15 protein-coding genes and 1 tRNA gene are annotated in these 17,144 nt (G+C 70.8%); 6 read left to right on the forward strand and 10 right to left on the reverse strand.

Going from position 1 to position 17,144, the window contains the following annotated elements:
• Nucleotides 1-28 precede the first annotated feature (28 nt).
• The gene (locus FNH24_RS04190; protein ID WP_217428032.1) at nucleotides 29-667 is read left to right on the forward strand and encodes an aminodeoxychorismate/anthranilate synthase component II; all 639 of its coding nucleotides are present in this window, start codon (nucleotides 29-31) and stop codon (nucleotides 665-667) included.
• A gap of 31 nt (nucleotides 668-698) precedes the next feature.
• Here FNH24_RS04190 and FNH24_RS04195 read toward each other — a convergent pair whose 3' ends face one another.
• Nucleotides 699-1,112 (reverse strand): GNAT family N-acetyltransferase, encoded by a 414-nt coding sequence (locus FNH24_RS04195; RefSeq protein ID WP_152360896.1) that lies wholly within the window; start codon nucleotides 1,110-1,112, stop codon nucleotides 699-701.
• A 40-nt stretch (nucleotides 1,113-1,152) separates the two neighbouring features.
• On the opposite strand from FNH24_RS04195, the gene FNH24_RS04200 reads away from it, so the two are divergent.
• Together FNH24_RS04200 and FNH24_RS04205 are read left to right on the forward strand one after the other, a co-directional pair.
• Complete coding sequence (locus tag FNH24_RS04200) at nucleotides 1,153-2,373, forward strand: amidohydrolase (RefSeq protein WP_152360897.1); 1,221 nt, start codon at nucleotides 1,153-1,155, stop codon at nucleotides 2,371-2,373.
• Between the two features lie 45 nt (nucleotides 2,374-2,418).
• Nucleotides 2,419-3,063 (forward strand): alpha-ketoglutarate-dependent dioxygenase AlkB, encoded by a 645-nt coding sequence (locus FNH24_RS04205; protein ID WP_152360898.1) that lies wholly within the window; start codon nucleotides 2,419-2,421, stop codon nucleotides 3,061-3,063.
• A 100-nt stretch (nucleotides 3,064-3,163) separates the two neighbouring features.
• Here the strand turns inward: FNH24_RS04205 and pknB are convergent, their stop codons facing one another.
• The 6 genes from pknB to FNH24_RS04235 form a co-directional block, all read right to left on the reverse strand.
• A complete protein-coding gene (pknB, locus tag FNH24_RS04210) occupies nucleotides 3,164-5,035 on the reverse strand; it encodes a Stk1 family PASTA domain-containing Ser/Thr kinase (RefSeq protein WP_217428033.1) in 1,872 nt (623 codons plus the stop codon).
• A gap of 115 nt (nucleotides 5,036-5,150) precedes the next feature.
• A complete protein-coding gene (locus FNH24_RS04215; RefSeq protein ID WP_152360899.1) occupies nucleotides 5,151-6,596 on the reverse strand; it encodes a peptidoglycan D,D-transpeptidase FtsI family protein in 1,446 nt (481 codons plus the stop codon).
• Nucleotides 6,593-7,987: an FtsW/RodA/SpoVE family cell cycle protein gene (locus tag FNH24_RS04220; protein WP_152360900.1), complete on the reverse strand. Its 1,395-nt coding sequence runs from the start codon at nucleotides 7,985-7,987 to the stop codon at nucleotides 6,593-6,595. The genes FNH24_RS04215 and FNH24_RS04220 overlap by 4 nt, the downstream gene beginning before the upstream one ends.
• A gap of 37 nt (nucleotides 7,988-8,024) precedes the next feature.
• The gene (locus FNH24_RS04225; RefSeq protein WP_152360901.1) at nucleotides 8,025-9,548 is read right to left on the reverse strand and encodes a PP2C family protein-serine/threonine phosphatase; all 1,524 of its coding nucleotides are present in this window, start codon (nucleotides 9,546-9,548) and stop codon (nucleotides 8,025-8,027) included.
• 7 nt (nucleotides 9,549-9,555) lie between these two features.
• Nucleotides 9,556-10,032, reverse strand: a complete 477-nt coding sequence (locus FNH24_RS04230; RefSeq protein ID WP_152360902.1) for an FHA domain-containing protein FhaB/FipA — start codon at nucleotides 10,030-10,032, stop codon at nucleotides 9,556-9,558.
• Between the two features lie 8 nt (nucleotides 10,033-10,040).
• The gene (locus FNH24_RS04235) at nucleotides 10,041-10,751 is read right to left on the reverse strand and encodes an FHA domain-containing protein (RefSeq protein ID WP_161605982.1); all 711 of its coding nucleotides are present in this window, start codon (nucleotides 10,749-10,751) and stop codon (nucleotides 10,041-10,043) included.
• 270 nt (nucleotides 10,752-11,021) lie between these two features.
• Between FNH24_RS04235 and FNH24_RS04240 the strand changes: the two genes are divergently transcribed.
• Nucleotides 11,022-11,104: transfer RNA gene (locus FNH24_RS04240), tRNA-Leu, on the forward strand.
• Nucleotides 11,105-11,297: 193 nt separating this feature from the next.
• Here FNH24_RS04240 and FNH24_RS04245 read toward each other — a convergent pair.
• The 3 genes from FNH24_RS04245 to FNH24_RS04255 all read right to left on the reverse strand — a co-directional run bounded on the left by FNH24_RS04245 (nucleotide 11,298) and on the right by FNH24_RS04255 (nucleotide 15,743).
• Complete coding sequence (locus tag FNH24_RS04245; RefSeq protein WP_152360904.1) at nucleotides 11,298-12,077, reverse strand: aminotransferase class IV; 780 nt, start codon at nucleotides 12,075-12,077, stop codon at nucleotides 11,298-11,300.
• 12 nt (nucleotides 12,078-12,089) lie between these two features.
• On the reverse strand, nucleotides 12,090-13,502 hold the full coding sequence (locus FNH24_RS04250; RefSeq protein ID WP_152360905.1) for an NAD(P)/FAD-dependent oxidoreductase: 1,413 nt from the start codon (nucleotides 13,500-13,502) through the stop codon (nucleotides 12,090-12,092).
• A 93-nt stretch (nucleotides 13,503-13,595) separates the two neighbouring features.
• Nucleotides 13,596-15,743 (reverse strand): AAA family ATPase, encoded by a 2,148-nt coding sequence (locus FNH24_RS04255; RefSeq protein WP_161605983.1) that lies wholly within the window; start codon nucleotides 15,741-15,743, stop codon nucleotides 13,596-13,598.
• A gap of 73 nt (nucleotides 15,744-15,816) precedes the next feature.
• Here FNH24_RS04255 and FNH24_RS04260 point away from each other — a divergent pair, with 73 nt between their 5' ends.
• Nucleotides 15,817-16,089 carry a glutaredoxin family protein gene (locus tag FNH24_RS04260; protein ID WP_217428034.1) on the forward strand — a complete coding sequence of 91 codons (273 nt, stop codon included), beginning with the start codon at nucleotides 15,817-15,819 and terminating at the stop codon, nucleotides 16,087-16,089.
• Between the two features lie 138 nt (nucleotides 16,090-16,227).
• Nucleotides 16,228-17,049, forward strand: coding sequence for an alpha/beta fold hydrolase (locus tag FNH24_RS04265; protein ID WP_152360907.1), 822 nt, complete (start codon nucleotides 16,228-16,230; stop codon nucleotides 17,047-17,049).
• Nucleotides 17,050-17,144: the final 95 nt, after the last annotated feature.

The raw sequence follows: 17,144 nt of genomic DNA on the forward strand, positions 1-17,144 counted from the left end.
TCCCGGGCCGATGAGGAACAATGGTCCGGTGCCCGTGAAGATCCTCGTCGTCGACAACTACGACTCCTTCGTCTACAACCTGGTGCAGTATCTGGCCCAGATCGGAGCCGAGGTCGAGGTCTGGCGCAACGACGACCGACGGTTCGACGATCCCGACTTCGTCGACGGATTCGCGGGCATCCTGCTGTCGCCCGGCCCCGGCACCCCGGAGTCGGCCGGCGTCTGCGTGCGACTGGTCACCGAGTACGCCGGCCGGCTGCCGATCTTCGGCGTCTGCCTCGGCTTGCAGGCGATCGGCGTCGCGTACGGCGGCGTGGTCGACCGGGCCCCGGAACTTCTGCACGGCAAGACGTCCCGGGTGGTGCATGCCGGGGACGGCGTGCTGGCCGGGTTGCCGTCGCCGTTCACCGCGACCCGCTACCACTCGCTGGCGATCATGCCCGAGACGCTGCCCGAGGTGCTGGAGGTGACGGCGCGCACGGACGAGGGCGTGATCATGGCCGCCCGGCACCGGTCGCTGCCGGTCGAGGCGGTGCAGTTCCATCCCGAGTCGGTGCTGACCGAGGGCGGCTACCAGTTGCTGGCCAACTGGCTCGCGGTCTGCGGTGACGCCGACGCCCCGGCCCGCGCGGTCGGCCTCGCCCCGCTGATGTCCGCCGGGGCCTGAAACCCGGGCAGCTTCATGAACCGACCGGGGCTCAGGCGCGGCGGGGCGGGCGGGTCATGAAGGTGTGGTCGGGCTCGGCGAAGCCGTAGGAACGGTAGAGCTCGTGGGCGTCGGCGGTGAAGAGGGTCCAGCGGAAGGCGGCGCCGGGGCCGTTGTCGATCATGGTCGAGATCAGGCGGCGGCCGAGGCCGAGGCCGCGGTGTTCGGGCAGCACGTACACGTCGGCGAGGTAGGCGTCGGAGACCCCGTCCGAGACGGCGCGGGCGAAGGCGACCTGCTCGCCGGTCTTGTCGCTGTAACCGCCGATCACCCGCCAGGCGCTCGCCAGCTGCCGCTCCAGATCGTCCCGGCTCCGCCACCGGCCCCAGTAGGCGTCGGTGGACAGGAACGACCAGATGGCGTCGACATCCAGCCGGCTCGGGTCGTCGTCGAACTCGTACGTCATCGGCACATCCTTGCAGCCGTCCGCCGTCGTACGCTGCCTTATGATCATCGATCTTGCGGCGGTCTATCGCGACCTGCACGCGAACCCCGAGCTGTCCTTCCAGGAGCATCGCACCGCGGGCATCGTCGCCGCGGCGCTTGATCGACTCGGCCTCGCGGTCACGTCCGGCATCGGTGGCACCGGCGTGGTCGGCGTGCTGGAGAACGGCGCCGGCCCGACCGTCCTGCTGCGCGCGGATATGGACGGGCTGCCGGTCGAGGAGCAGACCGGATTGCCGTACGCCAGCACGGCCCGCGGCACCGATCACGAGGGCCACGAGGTGCCGGTGATGCACGCCTGCGGGCACGACGTCCACGTCACCTGCCTGCTCGGCGCGACCGAACGGTTGACCGCCGACCGCACCGCCTGGTCGGGCACGCTCGTCGTCCTGTTCCAGCCGGCCGAGGAGTGGGGCGGCGGCGCCGAGACGATGGTCGCCGACGGGCTGTTCGATCGGGTGCCGCGGCCCGACGTGGTGCTGGGTCAGCACGTCGCGCCGTTCCCGGCCGGCTTCGTCGGGTTGCGCCCGGGGCCGGCGATGGCCGGTGCGGACTCGCTGACGATCGTGTTGCACGGCACCGGCGGCCACGGCTCCCGGCCGGAGACGACCGTCGACCCGGTCTATCTGGCGGCCTCGACGACGGTCCGGTTGCAGGGCATCGTCGCGCGGGAGGTGGCCCCGGCCGACGCCGCGGTAGTCACCGTCGGCCAGCTTCATGCCGGCACCAAGAACAACATCATCCCGCCCGACGCCCGACTCGGGCTCACCGTCCGGACCTTCGACGAGGCCGTCCGGACCAAGGTGCTCGCCGCGATCGAACGGATCGTCACCGCCGAGGCGGCCGCCGCCAACGCGCCGAAGCCGCCCGAGATCACACACGAGGAGCGGTTCCCGGTGACCGTGAACGACCCGGCGGCAACCGCCCGGACCGCCGCCGCGCTGCGGGCCGCGGTGGGCCCGGACCGAGTGGTCGATCCGGGCATCGTCTCGGGCAGCGAGGACGTCGGCGTGCTCGCCACCGCCGCCGGGGTGCCGCTGGTCTACTGGTTCCTCGGCGGGTCGGATCCGGCGCTGTTCGGCGACGCGCTGAGCACCGGCCGGATGCCGGAGGACCTGCCGTCCAACCACTCGCCGTTCTTCGCGCCGCTGATCGAGCCGACGCTGGAGGTCGGGGTCTCGACCCTGGTCGCCGCGGCCCGGGAGTGGCTCGGCACGCCGTAACCGTAATTATCGAACATAAAGACGAATAGTAGCTATGCTGGGGGCATGACGGCAATTCCTACCCTCGAGCCGGCCCTGCAGGGTTCCCTGTTCGACCTGGGGACGATCGGGCTGGCGCCGCTGCACGAGACGATCACCCGCGAGGAGCTCGGTCGCGGCGCCTGGGTCGACGTGCTGCCGGGCTGGCTGAGCGGTGCCGACCTGCTCTATCAGGCGCTGGTCGAAGACGTTCCGTGGTACGCGGAGCGCCGGCAGATGTATGACCGGGTGGTCGACGTGCCCCGGCTGCTCTGCTTCTACGACGAGCAGACTCCGCTGCCGCACCCGGTGCTGACCGAGGCGCGGGACGCCCTGTCCGCCCACTATGCGGCCGAGCTGGGCGAATCGTTCCGCACCGCGGGCCTCTGCCTCTACCGGGACGGGCGGGATTCGGTGGCCTGGCACGGCGACACGATCGGCCGCGGCAAGAACGAGGACACGATGGTCGCGATCTTGTCGGTCGGCTCGGCCCGCTCGCTGCTGCTCCGGCCGCGTGGCGGCGGCGTGACGATCAAGAAGAGCCTGGCCCCCGGCGACCTGATCGTGATGGGTGGCAGTTGCCAGCGCACCTGGGAGCACGCCATCCCGAAGACCGCCCGCCCGGTCGGCCCCCGGATCAGCATCCAGTTCCGCCCCCGCGGCGTCCGCTGACCAAGCCGGATCGGTCACCTTCTGGTCGACGCTCCCTGAGCCCGTCGAAGGGCAGGCCCGTTGATCGCCCTGGTCCTTCGACAGGCTCAGGAAACGGCGGTCAGCCGTCGGAGTCGGAGTCGGAATCCGCGTCGGCGTCGATGTCCCCCGGCGACTGGGAGTTGCTCGGCGGCGTGGAACTCGAGCCCGACGGGTCCGGTGAGGACGGCGGCGGCGACGATTGCTCCGGCGTGACCGCCTTGTAGACCGTGATGGTCTCGCCGCGGGGGAGCATGGTCTCGGCCTTCGGATCCTGATCGACGATGGTGTCCGGCGGGGCGTCCGTGGTCTCGCGGTTCTCGACCTTGATCTTGAACCCCCGGTCCTCCGCCGCCTGCTCGGCGCTCTCCACGGTCCGGCCGACCAGGTCGGGCACCTCGGACTCGCCGGTGGCGACGGTCAGCGTCACCGTGGTGCCGAGGTCATGGGTCGAGCCCTCCTTCGGGCTCACGTCGAGCACCTCGCCGGCCTTGGCGTCGTCGGGCTCGTCGGTGGCTTCCTCGACCTCGACATCGAACTTGAGCTTCTCCAGCGCCTTCTGGGCATCCTCGCGGTCCTTGCCGACCAGGTTGTCCGGGATCTGCACCTGCTTCGGTCCGACGTTGATCTCGATCGTGACCGTCGACCCCTCGTCGATCTCTTCGCCGTCGTCCGGGGTCTGCTTGGTGACCGTGTTGAGCGTGCCGTCGCTCTTGCCGGCGACCTCCTTGACGTCCACCTTGAGATTCTCGTTGGTCAGCATGCTCTCCGCGGCCTCCTTCGTGAAGCCGAGCACCCGGGGCACCTTCACCTTCGGCACCTGCGGCGTCGGCGTGAACGACGGAGACTGGTTCGCTCCCGGGTTGCCGCCCGGGTTGCTGAAGCTGTAGAGCGCGAAGGCCACCCCGGCGACCAGCAGCACGGCCAGGCCGACGATGAAGACGATCAGGCCCGCTCGGTTCTTGGGCTCCTCGTCCTCGTCGTCGAAGTCGTCGTCCAGCGGATCGGGCTCGGGCTGCGTCGCCGGCACCACCGGCACCGAGGGCACCACCCGGGTGGCGCCGTTGTCGTCCGCCGGGATCGGCGGCACCATCGCGGTCGCCTGCTGCCCCGACAACACCCGGGCCATGTCCCGCCACATCTCCCGCGCCGACTGGTAGCGGTCGTCCGGGCTCTTGGCCAGCGCCTTCAGGGTGATCGCGTCGATGTCCGGGGTGATCACCGGATCGAGGTCGCTCGGCGCCATCGGCATCTCGCGGACGTGCTGGTACGCGACGCTGACCGGCGACTCACCGACGAACGGGGGCCGGCCGACCAGCAGCTCGAACAGCAGGCAGCCGGCCGAGTAGATGTCGCTGCGGGCGTCAACGGTCTCGCCGCGGGCCTGCTCCGGCGACAGATACTGGGCGGTGCCGATCACGGCGGCGGTCTGGGTCATCGTGGCCGAGGTGTCGGCGACCGCACGGGCGATGCCGAAGTCCATCACCTTGATCTGGCCGGTGCGGGTCAGCATCACGTTCGCGGGCTTGATGTCGCGGTGGATGATGCCGGCCTTGTGGCTGTAGCTCAGCGCGTCGAGCACGCCCTGGGTCAGTTCCAGCGCCCGCTCGGGCAGGATCTTGCGGCCGTCCCGGAGCACGTCGCGCAGGGTCTGACCCTCGACCAGCTCCATCACGATGTACGGCACCGAGACGCCGGTGTGCTGATCCGGTTCCTCGCCGGTGTCGTACACGGCAACGATGGTCGGATGGTTCAGGCCGGCGGCCGACTGGGCCTCCCGCCGGAACCGGGCTTGGAATGTCGGATCGGTGGCCAGGTCAGCCCGCAGTTGCTTCACCGCCACCGGACGGCCGAGTCGGGTGTCCATGGCGCGCCAAACCTCCGCCATGCCGCCCCGCCCCAGCAAACCCTCCAGCTGGTAGCGCCCGCCGACCATCCCTTGGTCGCCTGTCATCGCATTCCTTTCTCGACCCCGTGCCATTCTGGGGTACCGGCGGCCCGAGTGCTAACCCGCACTCCGTCTTCGTGGGCCAGGTCTTCGTTCGTGGCGGTGTGCCGCGCGAGCATGGTCATCGCAGTGCCGCCTCCATCACCTTCTTGGCGATCGGCGCCGCCAGCCGACCGCCGCTGATGTCGTTCCGTTCGATGTCGGCGTCCTCGATCATCACCGCGACCGCCACCTGCTCGCCGTCCTTCTCGGCGAACGAGGTGAACCAGGCGAACGGCTTCCGCTTCGGATCCGACTGCGCCGTGCCGGTCTTGCCGCCGACGGTGAAGCCGTCGATCTCGGCGTTGCCGCCGGTGCCGTCCTCGACGACGCCGACCATCATCTGCTTGAGCAGCCGGGCGTTCTCCGGGGTCATCGCCGCGCCCAGTTCGGTCGGCCGGTGAGTGCTGATCGGCTGCAGGTCCGGCCCGCGCACCATGCCGACCAGGTACGGATCCATCAGCACGCCGTCGTTGGCGATCGCGGCGGTGACCATCGCCATCTGCAGCGGGCTGGCCGCCACGTCGAACTGGCCGATCGAGCTCAGCGCCAGCTCGGCGCCGTTCAGATCGTCCGGGAACTGGCTCGCGGCCGCGCCGAGGTCGGACAGGTGCCGCTGGTTGAAGCCGAACTTCTGGGCCTGCGCGCGGAGCTTGTCCTGGCCGAGCTGCAACCCGAGGTTGGCGAAGGCGGTGTTGCAGGAGACTTCGAGCGCCCGGCTGATGGTGGATTGGGTGGCGCCGCAGTCGGAGTCGTTGCCGAGGTCGGTCTGGGTGCCGGGGAGCCGCAGCTTCTCCGGCGAGGCGACCTTGCTGTCCGGCTTCAGCCCGGCCTCCAGCGCGGCGGCGGCGGTGACCAGCTTGAACGTCGAGCCGGGCGGATAGATCTCCCGGGCCGCCCGGTTGGACAGCGGCCGGTCCTTGTCCTCGGCCAGCTCCTGATAGGCCTTGTCCGCATCGCCGACGTCGTGACTGGCGATCTTGTTCGGGTCGAAGGTGGGGCTGGTCACCAGGCCGAGCACCGCGCCGGTCTTCGGATCCAGGGCGACCACGGCGCCCTTCTGGTTGCCGAGGGCCTCGGCGGCCGCCTCCTGCACCTCGGGCAGGATCGTCGTCTCCACGGTCGCCCCGCGTGGGGTCCGGTTGGTGATCATGTCGATCAGCCGGCGGACGAAGAGGGAGTCGTCGGTCCCGGCCAGCTCCGTGTTGTAGCTGTTCTCCAGTCCGGTCCGGGCATGATCATAGGAGTAGTAGCCGGTGATCGGCGCGTACAGCTCACCGCCGGGATAGCCGCGCAGGTATTTGAACCGGTCCTGGATCTCCTCGGTGCCGGCCAGCACGGTCTTGTCCGCGTCGCCGGCCACGATCGGGCCACGGTCCTGGGCGAACTCCGCGTCGCGGGCCCGCCGGTTCTGCGGGTCGGCGTTCAACTCCTGGGTCCGAAACATGGCGGAGTACGAGCCGTTGGCCAGCAACAGCGCGAACATGATCATGGTCACGAACGCGACTCGACGGATGGGTTTGTTCATCGCAATCCACCAGACGGCACCAGGGGCAACAGTTGAGTGGTCTCCTCATCGCCGCCCCGGTCGGCGATGGTGGGCACGGGCTTGCGGACCTGATGGGAGATGATCACCAGCAGGCCGAGCACGATCCAGTTGCAGATCATCGACGAGCCGCCCTGGGACATGAACGGTGTGGTCAGTCCGGTCAGCGGGACCAGCCGGGTCACCCCGCCGATGATCGTGAACACCTGCAGCGCGAACGCGAACGACAGGCCGGCCGCGAGCAGCTTGCCGAACGGCTCCCGGCACTGCAGCGCGGTGCGCAGGCCCCGGGCCACGATCAGCCCGTAGATCATGATCACCGCCATCAGACCGGTCAGCCCGAGCTCCTCGCCCACCGCCGCGGCGACGAAGTCGCTCCGGGCCAGCGGGACCAGGCCCGGCCGGCCCAGTCCCAGGCCGGTGCCGAGCAGCCCGCCCCAGGCCATCCCGAACTGGGCGACGATCACCTGATAGTTCTGGTCGAAGTTGGAGAAAGGATCGAGCCAGGCGTTCACCCTGATCTTGACGTGGTTGAAGTTGAGGAAGCCGAGCCAGGCCCCGACACCGAACAGCAGCGTGCCCAGCACCGGCCAGCCGGCCCGCTCGGTCGAGACGTACAACATCATCACGAACAGGCCGAAGAACAACAACGAGGTGCCGAGGTCGCGCTGGAAGACCAGGATCGCCAGGCTGACCAACCACATCAGCAAGATCGGGCCCATGTCGCGCGGTCGGGGCAGGTCGATGCCGGCGAACCGCCAGCCGGCGAGGGCGAGCACGTCCCGCTTCTCCACCAGATAGGAGGCGAAGGCGAGCGACAGCAGGACCTTCGCCGCCTCGGCCGGCTGGAACGAGTACGGCCCGATGCCGATCCAGATCTGCGCGCCGTAGACCTCGCGGCCGAGCCCGGGCACCAGCGGCAGCAGCAACAGCACCAGGCCGACCAGGAACAGCGTGTACGTGAATCCCTGCAGCGGCCGGTGATCACGGATGATCGCCGCACAGAGGATGAACAGCAGGATCCCGATCGCGGTCCAGATCAGCTGCGTCCGGGCGCCGAAGATCGGCGGGTCGTTGGCCAGGTCGATCCGGTGGATCATCGCCAGCCCGAGACCGTTCAAGAGCAGGCCGCAGGGCAGGATCACCGGGTCCGCGTACGGCAGCCGCCAGCGGACGACGATGTGCGCGGCCAGGCCGAGCGCGGTCAGCGTGGCGGCGTGGATGATCAGGAAATCGCCGAGGTTGCCGTTGATGTTGTAGTCGACCATCGCATAGGCGCCGATCCCGATGGCCAACGCGAGGATGATCAACAACAGTTCGACGCCCCGGCGCTTCCGCGGAACGACGGTCAGTGCCGGTGCCGCCGCGCTCATCGGCCGGCTCCTCCGGAGCGGGCGGACGGTGCGGCCGTCAACATGTCGGGCCCGGCGGCTTCGGCGACTTGGATGCCGGCACACACGGCGTCTTGGACGCCGGTGGCGGTGACGCCGGCGGAGCGGACGAGGGCGGCGGAGACGATGAGGGCGGCGGGGTCGCGGACGGACCGGGCTCCCCGTTGCCGCCCTTGGTGGCCGCCTCGGTCAGCCGGGCCACGGTCTCCCGGGCCGCCTTCAGGTCGGCCACCTCGATGGTGGCCCGGACCTGCTCCTGGTACGCCGACGGCAGCGCGGACAGGGCCAGTGGCTGCACCTCGTACACATCGGACAGTGACAGCCCCGGCATCGGATCGGGCAAGCCCTGGAAGATCGCCACCTGATCATCGGAGGCGCCGACGAAGAACTGGGTCCGGGTCCAGGCGTAACCGGCCCAGACCGCGCCGGCGATGATCACGGCCAGCACCAGCAGGCCGAGCACCGGCCGCAGCAGCCGGGCCCGGCCCGGCGCCTGCGGCGCGTACCGCGCCTCGTCGTCGCCGTCGTCCGCCGCCTCGGCCCCGGCCGTCGCCGGATCGTCCAGGTCGTCCTCGTCGCCGAAGTCGCGGTCGGCCCGATCCGGCCGCGGCGGCACGGCCGGGATCTCCCGCTCGTCCGCCGCGCCCAAGATCATCACCTGATCGGTCGGGTCGGAGTCGACCACCTCGGCGAAGATCACCGTGATGTTGTCGATGCCGCCCTCGGCCAGCGCCTCGCCGACCATCCGATCCATCCCGGCGGTGAGATCGGCCTCGGCCATCGCGGCCGCGATCTGATCATCTTCGACCAACCCGCACAGGCCGTCGCTGCAGAACAGCAGCCGGTCACCGAGCTGCAGCGGGACCGTGGTCAGGTCGGGATCGGCCGCGGGTTGGCCGTTCAACACCTTCACCAGCAGGGATCGGTGCGGGTGGACGGCCGCCTCCTCCTCGCTGATCTTGCCCTCGTCGACCAGCGACTGCACCCAGCTGTGATCATGGGTCAGCCGTTCCAGCTCGCCGTCGCGGAAGAGGTAGGCCCGGCTGTCACCGATGTGCGCCAGAGCGAGGGTCTGACCGTCGAACAGAGCGCCGGTGACCGTGGTGCCCATGCCCTCCAGGGCGAAGTCGTCGGCGACGAAGTCGGAGATCCGGTCGTTGGCCTTGCGGATCGCGGCGGCGAGCTCGGCCAGCTGGGACGCCGACTCGATCTCGGTGTCCACGTGGCGCACCGCGTCGACCGCGATGGCGGAGGCGAGATCACCGGCGGCGGCACCGCCCATGCCGTCGGCGACCAGCAGCAGTCGCGGGCTGGCGTACCCCGAATCCTGGTTGTTCTTCCGGATCAGGCCGATCTCGGAGTGGGCGACGAACCGCAGCCCGAGGGCGCCCGCCGGCGGTGTCGCCTCGACCGGCTCGGTCTCCTCGGCGGCGAGCTCGGGCAGCATGATCGTTTCGGTCGGCCGATCGGACTCGGCGCCGTCGGTGGGCGTCTTGGCCCGACGGGCGGACTCGGCAGTGGAGTCCGCTGACTCATCCGTCATTGCGCGATCACGGCTCCAGCTTCATCGGTGTCTTGCCGATCCGGATCCCGTCGGCCAGCGTGACCGTCGTCGGCGCGGTGATCCGCTGGCCGTTGACGTACGTGCCATTGGTCGAACCCAGATCCTCCACGTAATACCCGTCGGCGGTGGCGACCACCCGCGCGTGCCGGGTCGAGACATAGTCATCGTCCAAGATCAGCTGACAGTCGGCCCCGCGACCGATCATCACCACGCCGCCGGCCAGGCTCGCCTGTTGACCGGACTGCGCGCCAGCGCTGATCGACAACACTCGAGGGGACCCCTTCGCCTTCCTGCGCTTCTTCGGCGGAGCGGGCTGATCGAGTTCCTGCCGCCGCCCTGCCTCGGGATTCGGCACCGGCCGGCCGAACAGATCGCTGCGGATGACCGAGACCGCCGAAAGAATGAAGAGCCACAGTAGCGCCAAGAACAGCACCTTGAGAATGGTGACGGCTATTTCAGACATCGCCATCCTCAACGCCCGGCGGGTGCATGCACCAGCATCCGGGTCTGGCCGACCTCGATCCGTGAACCATCGCTCAGGTGGGCCTGCCGCACCCGTCGGCCGTCGACCACGATGCCGTTGGTCGAGCCGAGGTCGACGATCTCCACCCTGATCGCGGCCCCCTGCCCGGTGACCCGGATCTCCGCGTGCCGGCGCGAGATCCCGGGATCGTTGATCCGCAGGTCGGCCTCGCTGCCGCGGCCGATGATCAAGCCGGGCGGTTGCAGGGGATGGCGCATGCCGTTCACCTCGAGCACCAGTTGGGCGCGGTTGATCGCGGTCGTGGTCGCCGGGGTGTCGCCACCGGCACCGGACACGGCTTCGGAGGCCACCGTGAACCGGCCGACCGGGAGATGTTCGTCCAGCTCCAGGTGGATCCGGATCGGGCCGTTGAACTCGTACCCCATATCCCGGGCGTGGGTCTTCAGCTCGGTGGACAGCTCCGCGGACAGCGTCTTGCTGTACGGGGCCAGCTTGTCGTGATCGTGCTGGGACAGGCCGACCACGAACTCGTTGGGCACCAGCCGCTTGTCCCGGGACATCAGCTTGGCCTCGGCATCGAGCTCCCGGAGCAGTCGGGCGGCGATCTCGACGGGCTGGACATCGCCCTTGAAGGCGCGCGCGAACACACCGTTCACCGCACCTTCGACCTTCTTCTCGAAGCGCTGAAAGATTCCCACCCGTCCTCCTTTCGGTCTCGCCGACGACATCGGTGGCCCGCGGGCGCCAACCGATAGGTGTTCTGGCCGTGCATCCTGCTGCGAGCGACCAGCCTGCGTCGCCTCGGGTGCGGATGCAAGCACGATGGTATCCGTCGAGCGGGAGTGGCCGGACCACCTCCACGCCGGTCCGTGCCTCGGCGCCCCGCGCGGGGCCGGTGAACCGATGCGGGAATCCACGGTCATCCGTGCTAGCCTTTCTCGGCGTTCACACCCTCGTTGGGTGGGCTCGCGCGAGTGGCGGAACGGCAGACGCGCTGGCTTCAGGTGCCAGTGTCCGAAAGGACGTGGGGGTTCAAATCCCCCCTCGCGCACAGCAGGGACAGCCGGATCTTCAGACCGAAGATCCGGCTGTTTCCTTTCCCCCGACTCCACCACCGGAGTTGACACCCAACCGTGATCATCGGCGCGCCCCTCGGGCGGGTCATCCGCTCCGGGTCGCTCACTGATGGGGACGTTTGGGTGTTCCGTTCCCTGAGCCTGTCGAAGGGCGAGATCAGCCGAAGCTCAGGGCGCCTCACCGGGCAGGTCCCGGTAGGCCCGGGCGAGCCGGCCCAGCAGCGGATGATCAACGGGAAAGTCGTGGCCGTCGATGGCGGCGATCGGCCGGACGCCGAAGCCGCTGCTGGTGGCGAACGCCGCGGTCAGGCGACTCAGGTCGGATCGGAACACGGGCCGACGATCCGCTCCGGGATCGAGCGGCTGCAGGAGTCGTTGGGTGATTCCGGGCAGTACGGCGGCCTCGGGCCAGAGGACGTGATCATGGTCGACGAAGCCGATGTTCCAGGTCGGGCCCTCGGTGATCAACTCGTCGGCGCCGACCAGCAGCGCATCGTCGTAACCGTCGCGGCGTGCCTGGCGGCGGCTCCAGAGCACGCCGAAGAGGCCGACGTGTTTGATCATGGCCGGGTCGCGGCGACCGGTGATCGTTCGCAGTCGCAGCGGCGGCGGCGGCGGCGACGTCGGCGCGGCGGGCCGGGTGGTGATCAGGATGCTCGGCTCGCCGTCGGGATGGAGCAGGTCGGCGGCCGGGTCGTACGCGGTGATCCGGACCAGGAACGATCCGGACCGATCGCCGATCGCCGATCGCAGATGGCCGCGGAGGCGGTCCCGGTCGAGCTCGGCGTCGAACACCCGGCGGGCGTCGCCGATCAGCCGATCGAGGTGATCGGCCAGACCGCGGACCCGGCCGTCGTCGACCAGCATCGTGGTGAAGTGCCCGTAGTTGATCAAGGCCAGCGCCTCGAGTTCCGCGGCCGTCGCCGGCGCGCCGTTCAACTCCGCCATCCCCCCACCCTCTCACCGCCGCACCACCCCCACCTCCGCCGACTTGTCAGAACTGAGTTGTGCCCCGGGGCTTCTCAGTTCTGACAACTCGGTGGGGGTGCGGAGGAGTCGGCGGAGGAGAGTTGGGCGGGTCAGCTCGGATGGGGGATCGAGGAGGGCCATCACCCGGACGAAGCGGCGGGCCACCTCCGGATCAGCGGCGGCGACGCGCTGGATCCGGCCGACCAGGGCCCCCGTCAGCCGGCTGCCGAGGGTGCGCTCGGCCCGCAGGTACGGCTGGGCGAGGTCACTGCCGACCGCCATCGCCCAGGGTGCCTCGGTCACGGCGGCGGCGGCGCGGAAGTAGCGACCGGCCAGGGTTTCCGGATCGCCGGCGAGCGCGCCGGCCAGGGCGACGGCGTGCAGGGCGGCCACGGTCAAGCCCTGGGCGTAGACCGGGTTGAGCCCGCACAGGGCGTCGCCGATCGCGATCACTCCGGTCGGCAGTCGCTGCGCGCGTGCGTAATGCAGCCGCCGGACCGCGGGGATCCGGTAGCCCTTGATCGGCCCGGCCGGCCGGCCGGCGAGCAGCGCCGCGGCGAGGTCTGCCGGCGCGATCCGCCGGATCAGCTCGCGCAGTCCGGTCTCGTCCCGGGCCGGCCGGTGGCCGCCGACACCGACCGTGGTGACCAGATGTCGGCCGCCCTCGACGGCGAGCAGGGCCAGGCCGTACGGACACTCGGCGGTCGGGGCGATCAGGGCGCCGAGAGCACCGCTGGGCAGGGCGTCCGGCAGCCGGCTGCTCCGGCTGGCGTAGCGGACGTCGACGGCGAGCCGGTCCGCCGGGATCGTGGTCCGCCACTCGGCGGCGAGCCAACGGTCCAGCCGCGAGCCGCGGCCGGTCGCGTCGACGACCAGGTCGGCCGGCACGGTCTCGACCGGGCTGCCGGGCGCGCGACCGACCACCCGGACCCCGGCACAGCGCCGGCCGATCGTAGTCGGGGTGAGGCCGACCACGTCCCGGCCGGTGATCAACTCGATCCCCGGCAGCCCGACCACCCGGCCGCGAAGATGATCATCGAGCCGGCTCCGGGTGACCTGCAGCGTGGACCGGCCCAGCGGGGCGCGGGCCAGCCGGTGCCCGCCGAGGATCAGGGTCAGGTCGGAGCCCGGATCCGCGACGACCGCGCCGTCGACGGCCAGGTCGGCCGAGAGCCCGGGAAACAGCCGCTCCAACTCGACCAGGCCGCGGCTGAGCAGTGTGTGCGCGTGGTGGGCCTGCGGCAGTCCGCGGCGCGGCCCGGCGGCGCCGTCCCCGTCCGATTCCACCGGCTCGAACGGATCCCGCTCGATCAACGTCACCCGCTCGTACGCTCCGGCCAGCACCCGCGCGGCCAGCAGTCCGGCGAAGCCCGCCCCGAGCACCACCGCGTGTCGTCCGATCATGATCAACCTCCTGGTCTGGAGGTCCGACGATCACCCGGCCGACTGCTCAGTCGCCAGACCGGTCGCTGCCCAGTCACTGCCCGGCCGCTGCTCCTACTCGCCGCCACCGTCCAGTTCGCGCTGCCAGAGCCGGGCCACGACGGCGTCCACGGCGCGGTCGCGGTGCCGGCGGTAGGTGCTGAACGGCAGATCGAGCAGCTCGGCCGCCTTCTCCTGGGTCGGGGCCGGCCGGACGAAGGTGCGGTTCAGGACCCGATGCAGCGGTTCGGAGCGCGGATCGGCGGCCAGCTCGTCGATGGCGGCCCGGACCAGCGCCGCCAGGGCGGCCTCGGCCGGCTGGTCCGTCCCGGTCGCCTGCCGGACCAGCGCCGAGCCGGTCAACGGGTTCTCGGCCAGCTCGGCCGGCCGGCTCAGCCGGCGCAGCGCGTCCCGGACCGCGGTGGCGAACTCTTCGTGCGACAGCACCAGGTCGGCGCCGCGGCGGTGCGGCTCGGTGACCGGTTCGCCCAGCTCGCGGGCCGCGGTCAGGTCGATCCACTCGGCGATCCCGACCCGCCGCCAGTCGTGCCCGAAGACGGCGTAGTCCGTGGTCCCGATCCGGTAGTCGGCCTCGGGCAGGTGCCGGAAGTCCATGTGGCCGAGGAACGACCGCCAGAACTCGACATCGGTGTAGGTGCCGATGAAGTCCCAGGCGGTCCGGGGCCGGAGCAGGATGTCCTGGGCATGGAAGGCGCCGAGCATCGTCCCGGCGGCCTGCAGCTGCCGTTCGTCGGTGGTCACCCGGTCGACCAGGAACCGCCAGGCCTTGACCAGTTCGCCGGGCCGGGGCGGCCCGTACTGCTCGGCGTACGCCCACATCGCCCGGGTCCCGGGATCGGCGTCCCGGTCGGCCGGATCCGCCCGGTCGAGGGACAGGTAGCCGGCGAAGCCGAGCAGGGTCGCGTCGGCGTCGCGGAACAGCAGGAACGACTCCGGCTGCCGGCGCAGCCAGTGCGCCACCCAACCGGCCTGCTCCGGGCCCTGCTGCCGCTCGGTCAGCTCGATCAGGCCGGCCCGGTCCGCCTCGGTGACCGGGTCGGTGTAGCCGCGACCGAGCGCGCCCCAGTCCCAGTGCGCGCCGGCGACAGGATGGTTCCGGACCAGGAACAGCAGGTCGGTCATCGCCGAGCGCCGGTCGGCCGGGGTGATCTCCCGGGTCTGCAGCCGGTCGACCAGATAGGCCCGGATCCGCCGGTGCAGGACGCCGTACTGCTCCGGATCCCGCCAGCGCAGGTCGGCGTCGAGGACGTCCCGGGCCAGGTCGTGGCTGCGCAGCCCGGCCGCCACCTCGTCGACGAAGGTCAGTCCGCGCAGCCAGGTGAACAGCTCCGCCGCCGATGCGGCCGATTCACCCTCGTCAAGCTCGGGCAGCACGGCCCGCAGCATCGCCTCGGTGACATGCCGGGCATGTCCGCAGACCTGCAGCGCGGCCAGGTGCAGCCGGCTCGGTGCCGCATCGATCAGCCGGTTGAGCAGGGCCCGGACCAGATCGGGATCCTCGGCCAGGCTGGCCGGCAGCGCGGCCGTTGCGCCGCCCCGCCGGATCGCGTCGACCACCAGGGACAGCGCCAGCGGGTGCCCGTGGGTCAGCCGGATCACCTGCTGTTGCAGCTCGGCCGGCACCTGCTCGATCTCCAGATAGCGCCGGGTGCCGTCCGGCGGCAGCCCGCGCAGCGAGATCACCCGGAGCAGATCCCGCCAGCCCGGATCGGCCAGCCACTCGGCCGACGGCGCTCGGCGACCGGCGACGACGATCAGCAGGTCGGCCGGTAGTTGCGGCAGGAACCGGCTGCGCAGCCAGGTCTCGAGCGGGGCGAGCAACTCGAACGTGTCGATCAGCAGCACCCAGTCGCTGCCGTCACCGAGCCGCTCGGCGAAACCGTCCGGGGAGCCACCCAGGGCGTCGGCCAGCGCGGCCCGGAGCCCGTCGGGCGTCGGCGGTGACACGGCGTAGCCGTCCAGCCGGAGCGGCTGCCGGCCCGCCCGGATCGCGGCGTCGGCGTACGCGTCGAGCAGGCTGGACTTGCCGATCCCGCCGGGCCCGTAGACGAAGAGCACGCTGAAACTCTCGGCGGGCACGGCCAGGGCGGACTCGAACAGCTCCACCTCCGCCGTCCGACCCACGAACCGGCGTCGGCGCGAGCTGTCGATCCGCGACGCGAGCCGGCTCGGCGACGGGCTGGGATCAGCGCTCGTACCCAACTGTCCTCCTCCAGAGTTCCGACAGTATCGATACCGTCTTGACCGACGCCCTCGGCGCGCGCAGGGTCGTACTGTGCCGATCTTTCGCAAATCCAATGCCGACGCTGCGCCGCTGGTCGACTTCTACTGGCGACCCGGCTGTCCGTTCTGTAGGGCGCTCGAATTTCGCCTGGACCGGGCCGGGATCGGCGTGAACAAGATCAACATCTGGCAGGATCCGGCGGCCGCCGCCCGGGTCCGGGAGATCACCGGCGGCGACGAGACCGTGCCGACCGTCGTGGTCGGCGAGCACCGCCTGGTCAATCCCTCCGTCGGCGAGGTCCGCCGCGCCCTCCGCACCCCCTGACCCGCCCACCCGCACCGAGTTGTCAGAACTGAGTTGTGCCATGGGGCTACTCAGTTCTGACAACTCGGCGTGGGGTGGGCGGAGGGTGGGCAGTGAGTGGGCTGGTGGGTGAGCAGCGGGGCGGCCGAGGATCGGGGAATGGCTGAGATCGAACTGGCGGCGGGGACCATCGACTATTCCGACACCGGCGGCACCGGCCCGTGCCTGGTGTTGCTGCACGGCCCGCTGATGGACGGGACGGTGTGGCGCAAGCTGGTCGCCGAGCTGGAGCCGGACTACCGCTGCGTCGTGCCCACGCTGCCGTTCGGCGCCCACCGGCGGCCGATGCGCCCCGACGCGGATCTGAGCATCGGCGCGCTGGCCGACCTGGTCGCCGAGTTCCTGGAGCGGCTCGGGCTGACCGACGTCACCCTGGTCGTCAACGACTGGGGCGGCGCCCAGCTGATCGTCGAACGCGGCCGGGCCGACCGGGTCGGCCGGCTGGTGCTGGCCGCCTGCGAGGCGTTCGACAACTTTCCGCCCGGCCCGCCCGGGCGGATGCTCGGCCGGCTGTCCCGGATCCCCGGCGGGCTCGGCCTGCTGGCCCTGCTGTCCCGGTCCGCGGCCGTACGGGCTCGGTCGATCGGCGCCATGGCCAAATATGCGGTGCCCGACCCGGTGCTGCGGGGCTGGCTGGAGCGGCTCGGCGAGCCGGCGATCCGCCGTGACCTGCGCAAGTACGTGATCAGCGTCCCGCTGGATGGCAACCGTGACTGGAGCGCCGGCCTGGCCGGATTCGACCGGCCTGCCCTGGTGGTGTGGGCGCCGGAGGACGCCATGATGCCGCCCGAGCACGGCCGCCGGCTCGCCGAACTGCTGCCGCAGGGGCGCCTGGTCGAGGTCGCCGACAGCTTCACGCTGATCCAGCAGGACCAGCCCGCCGTCCTGGCCCGGCACCTCCGCGACTTCGTTCCCGGCTGACCCCGAGGGCGGCACCGGCGCCGGTCGTGACCACAGGGTGACACCCACGTTCGACGGACCCACCGCGGCTCACTAGGTTTGAGGGGTGCGTGCGG

Origin of the sequence: Microlunatus speluncae (genome assembly GCF_009299835.1) — a bacterium.
GTDB lineage: Bacteria > Actinomycetota > Actinomycetes > Propionibacteriales > Propionibacteriaceae > Microlunatus > Microlunatus speluncae.

What these genes read in the sequence shown, in the direction of transcription:
- FNH24_RS04220 (WP_152360900.1), bottom strand. Translation starts at nt 7,987, where the DNA reads ATGAGCGCGGCGGCACCGGCACTGACCGTCGTTCCGCGGAAGCGCCGG.
- FNH24_RS04230 (WP_152360902.1), bottom strand. Translation starts at nt 10,032, where the DNA reads ATGTCTGAAATAGCCGTCACCATTCTCAAGGTGCTGTTCTTGGCGCTA.
- FNH24_RS04250 (WP_152360905.1), bottom strand. Translation starts at nt 13,502, where the DNA reads ATGATCGGACGACACGCGGTGGTGCTCGGGGCGGGCTTCGCCGGACTG.
- FNH24_RS04265 (WP_152360907.1), top strand. Translation starts at nt 16,228, where the DNA reads ATGGCTGAGATCGAACTGGCGGCGGGGACCATCGACTATTCCGACACC.
- FNH24_RS04225 (WP_152360901.1), bottom strand. Translation starts at nt 9,548, where the DNA reads ATGACGGATGAGTCAGCGGACTCCACTGCCGAGTCCGCCCGTCGGGCC.
- FNH24_RS04195 (WP_152360896.1), bottom strand. Translation starts at nt 1,112, where the DNA reads ATGACGTACGAGTTCGACGACGACCCGAGCCGGCTGGATGTCGACGCC.
- FNH24_RS04215 (WP_152360899.1), bottom strand. Translation starts at nt 6,596, where the DNA reads ATGAACAAACCCATCCGTCGAGTCGCGTTCGTGACCATGATCATGTTC.
- FNH24_RS04200 (WP_152360897.1), top strand. Translation starts at nt 1,153, where the DNA reads ATGATCATCGATCTTGCGGCGGTCTATCGCGACCTGCACGCGAACCCC.
- FNH24_RS04245 (WP_152360904.1), bottom strand. Translation starts at nt 12,077, where the DNA reads ATGGCGGAGTTGAACGGCGCGCCGGCGACGGCCGCGGAACTCGAGGCG.
- pknB (WP_217428033.1), bottom strand. Translation starts at nt 5,035, where the DNA reads ATGACAGGCGACCAAGGGATGGTCGGCGGGCGCTACCAGCTGGAGGGT.
- FNH24_RS04205 (WP_152360898.1), top strand. Translation starts at nt 2,419, where the DNA reads ATGACGGCAATTCCTACCCTCGAGCCGGCCCTGCAGGGTTCCCTGTTC.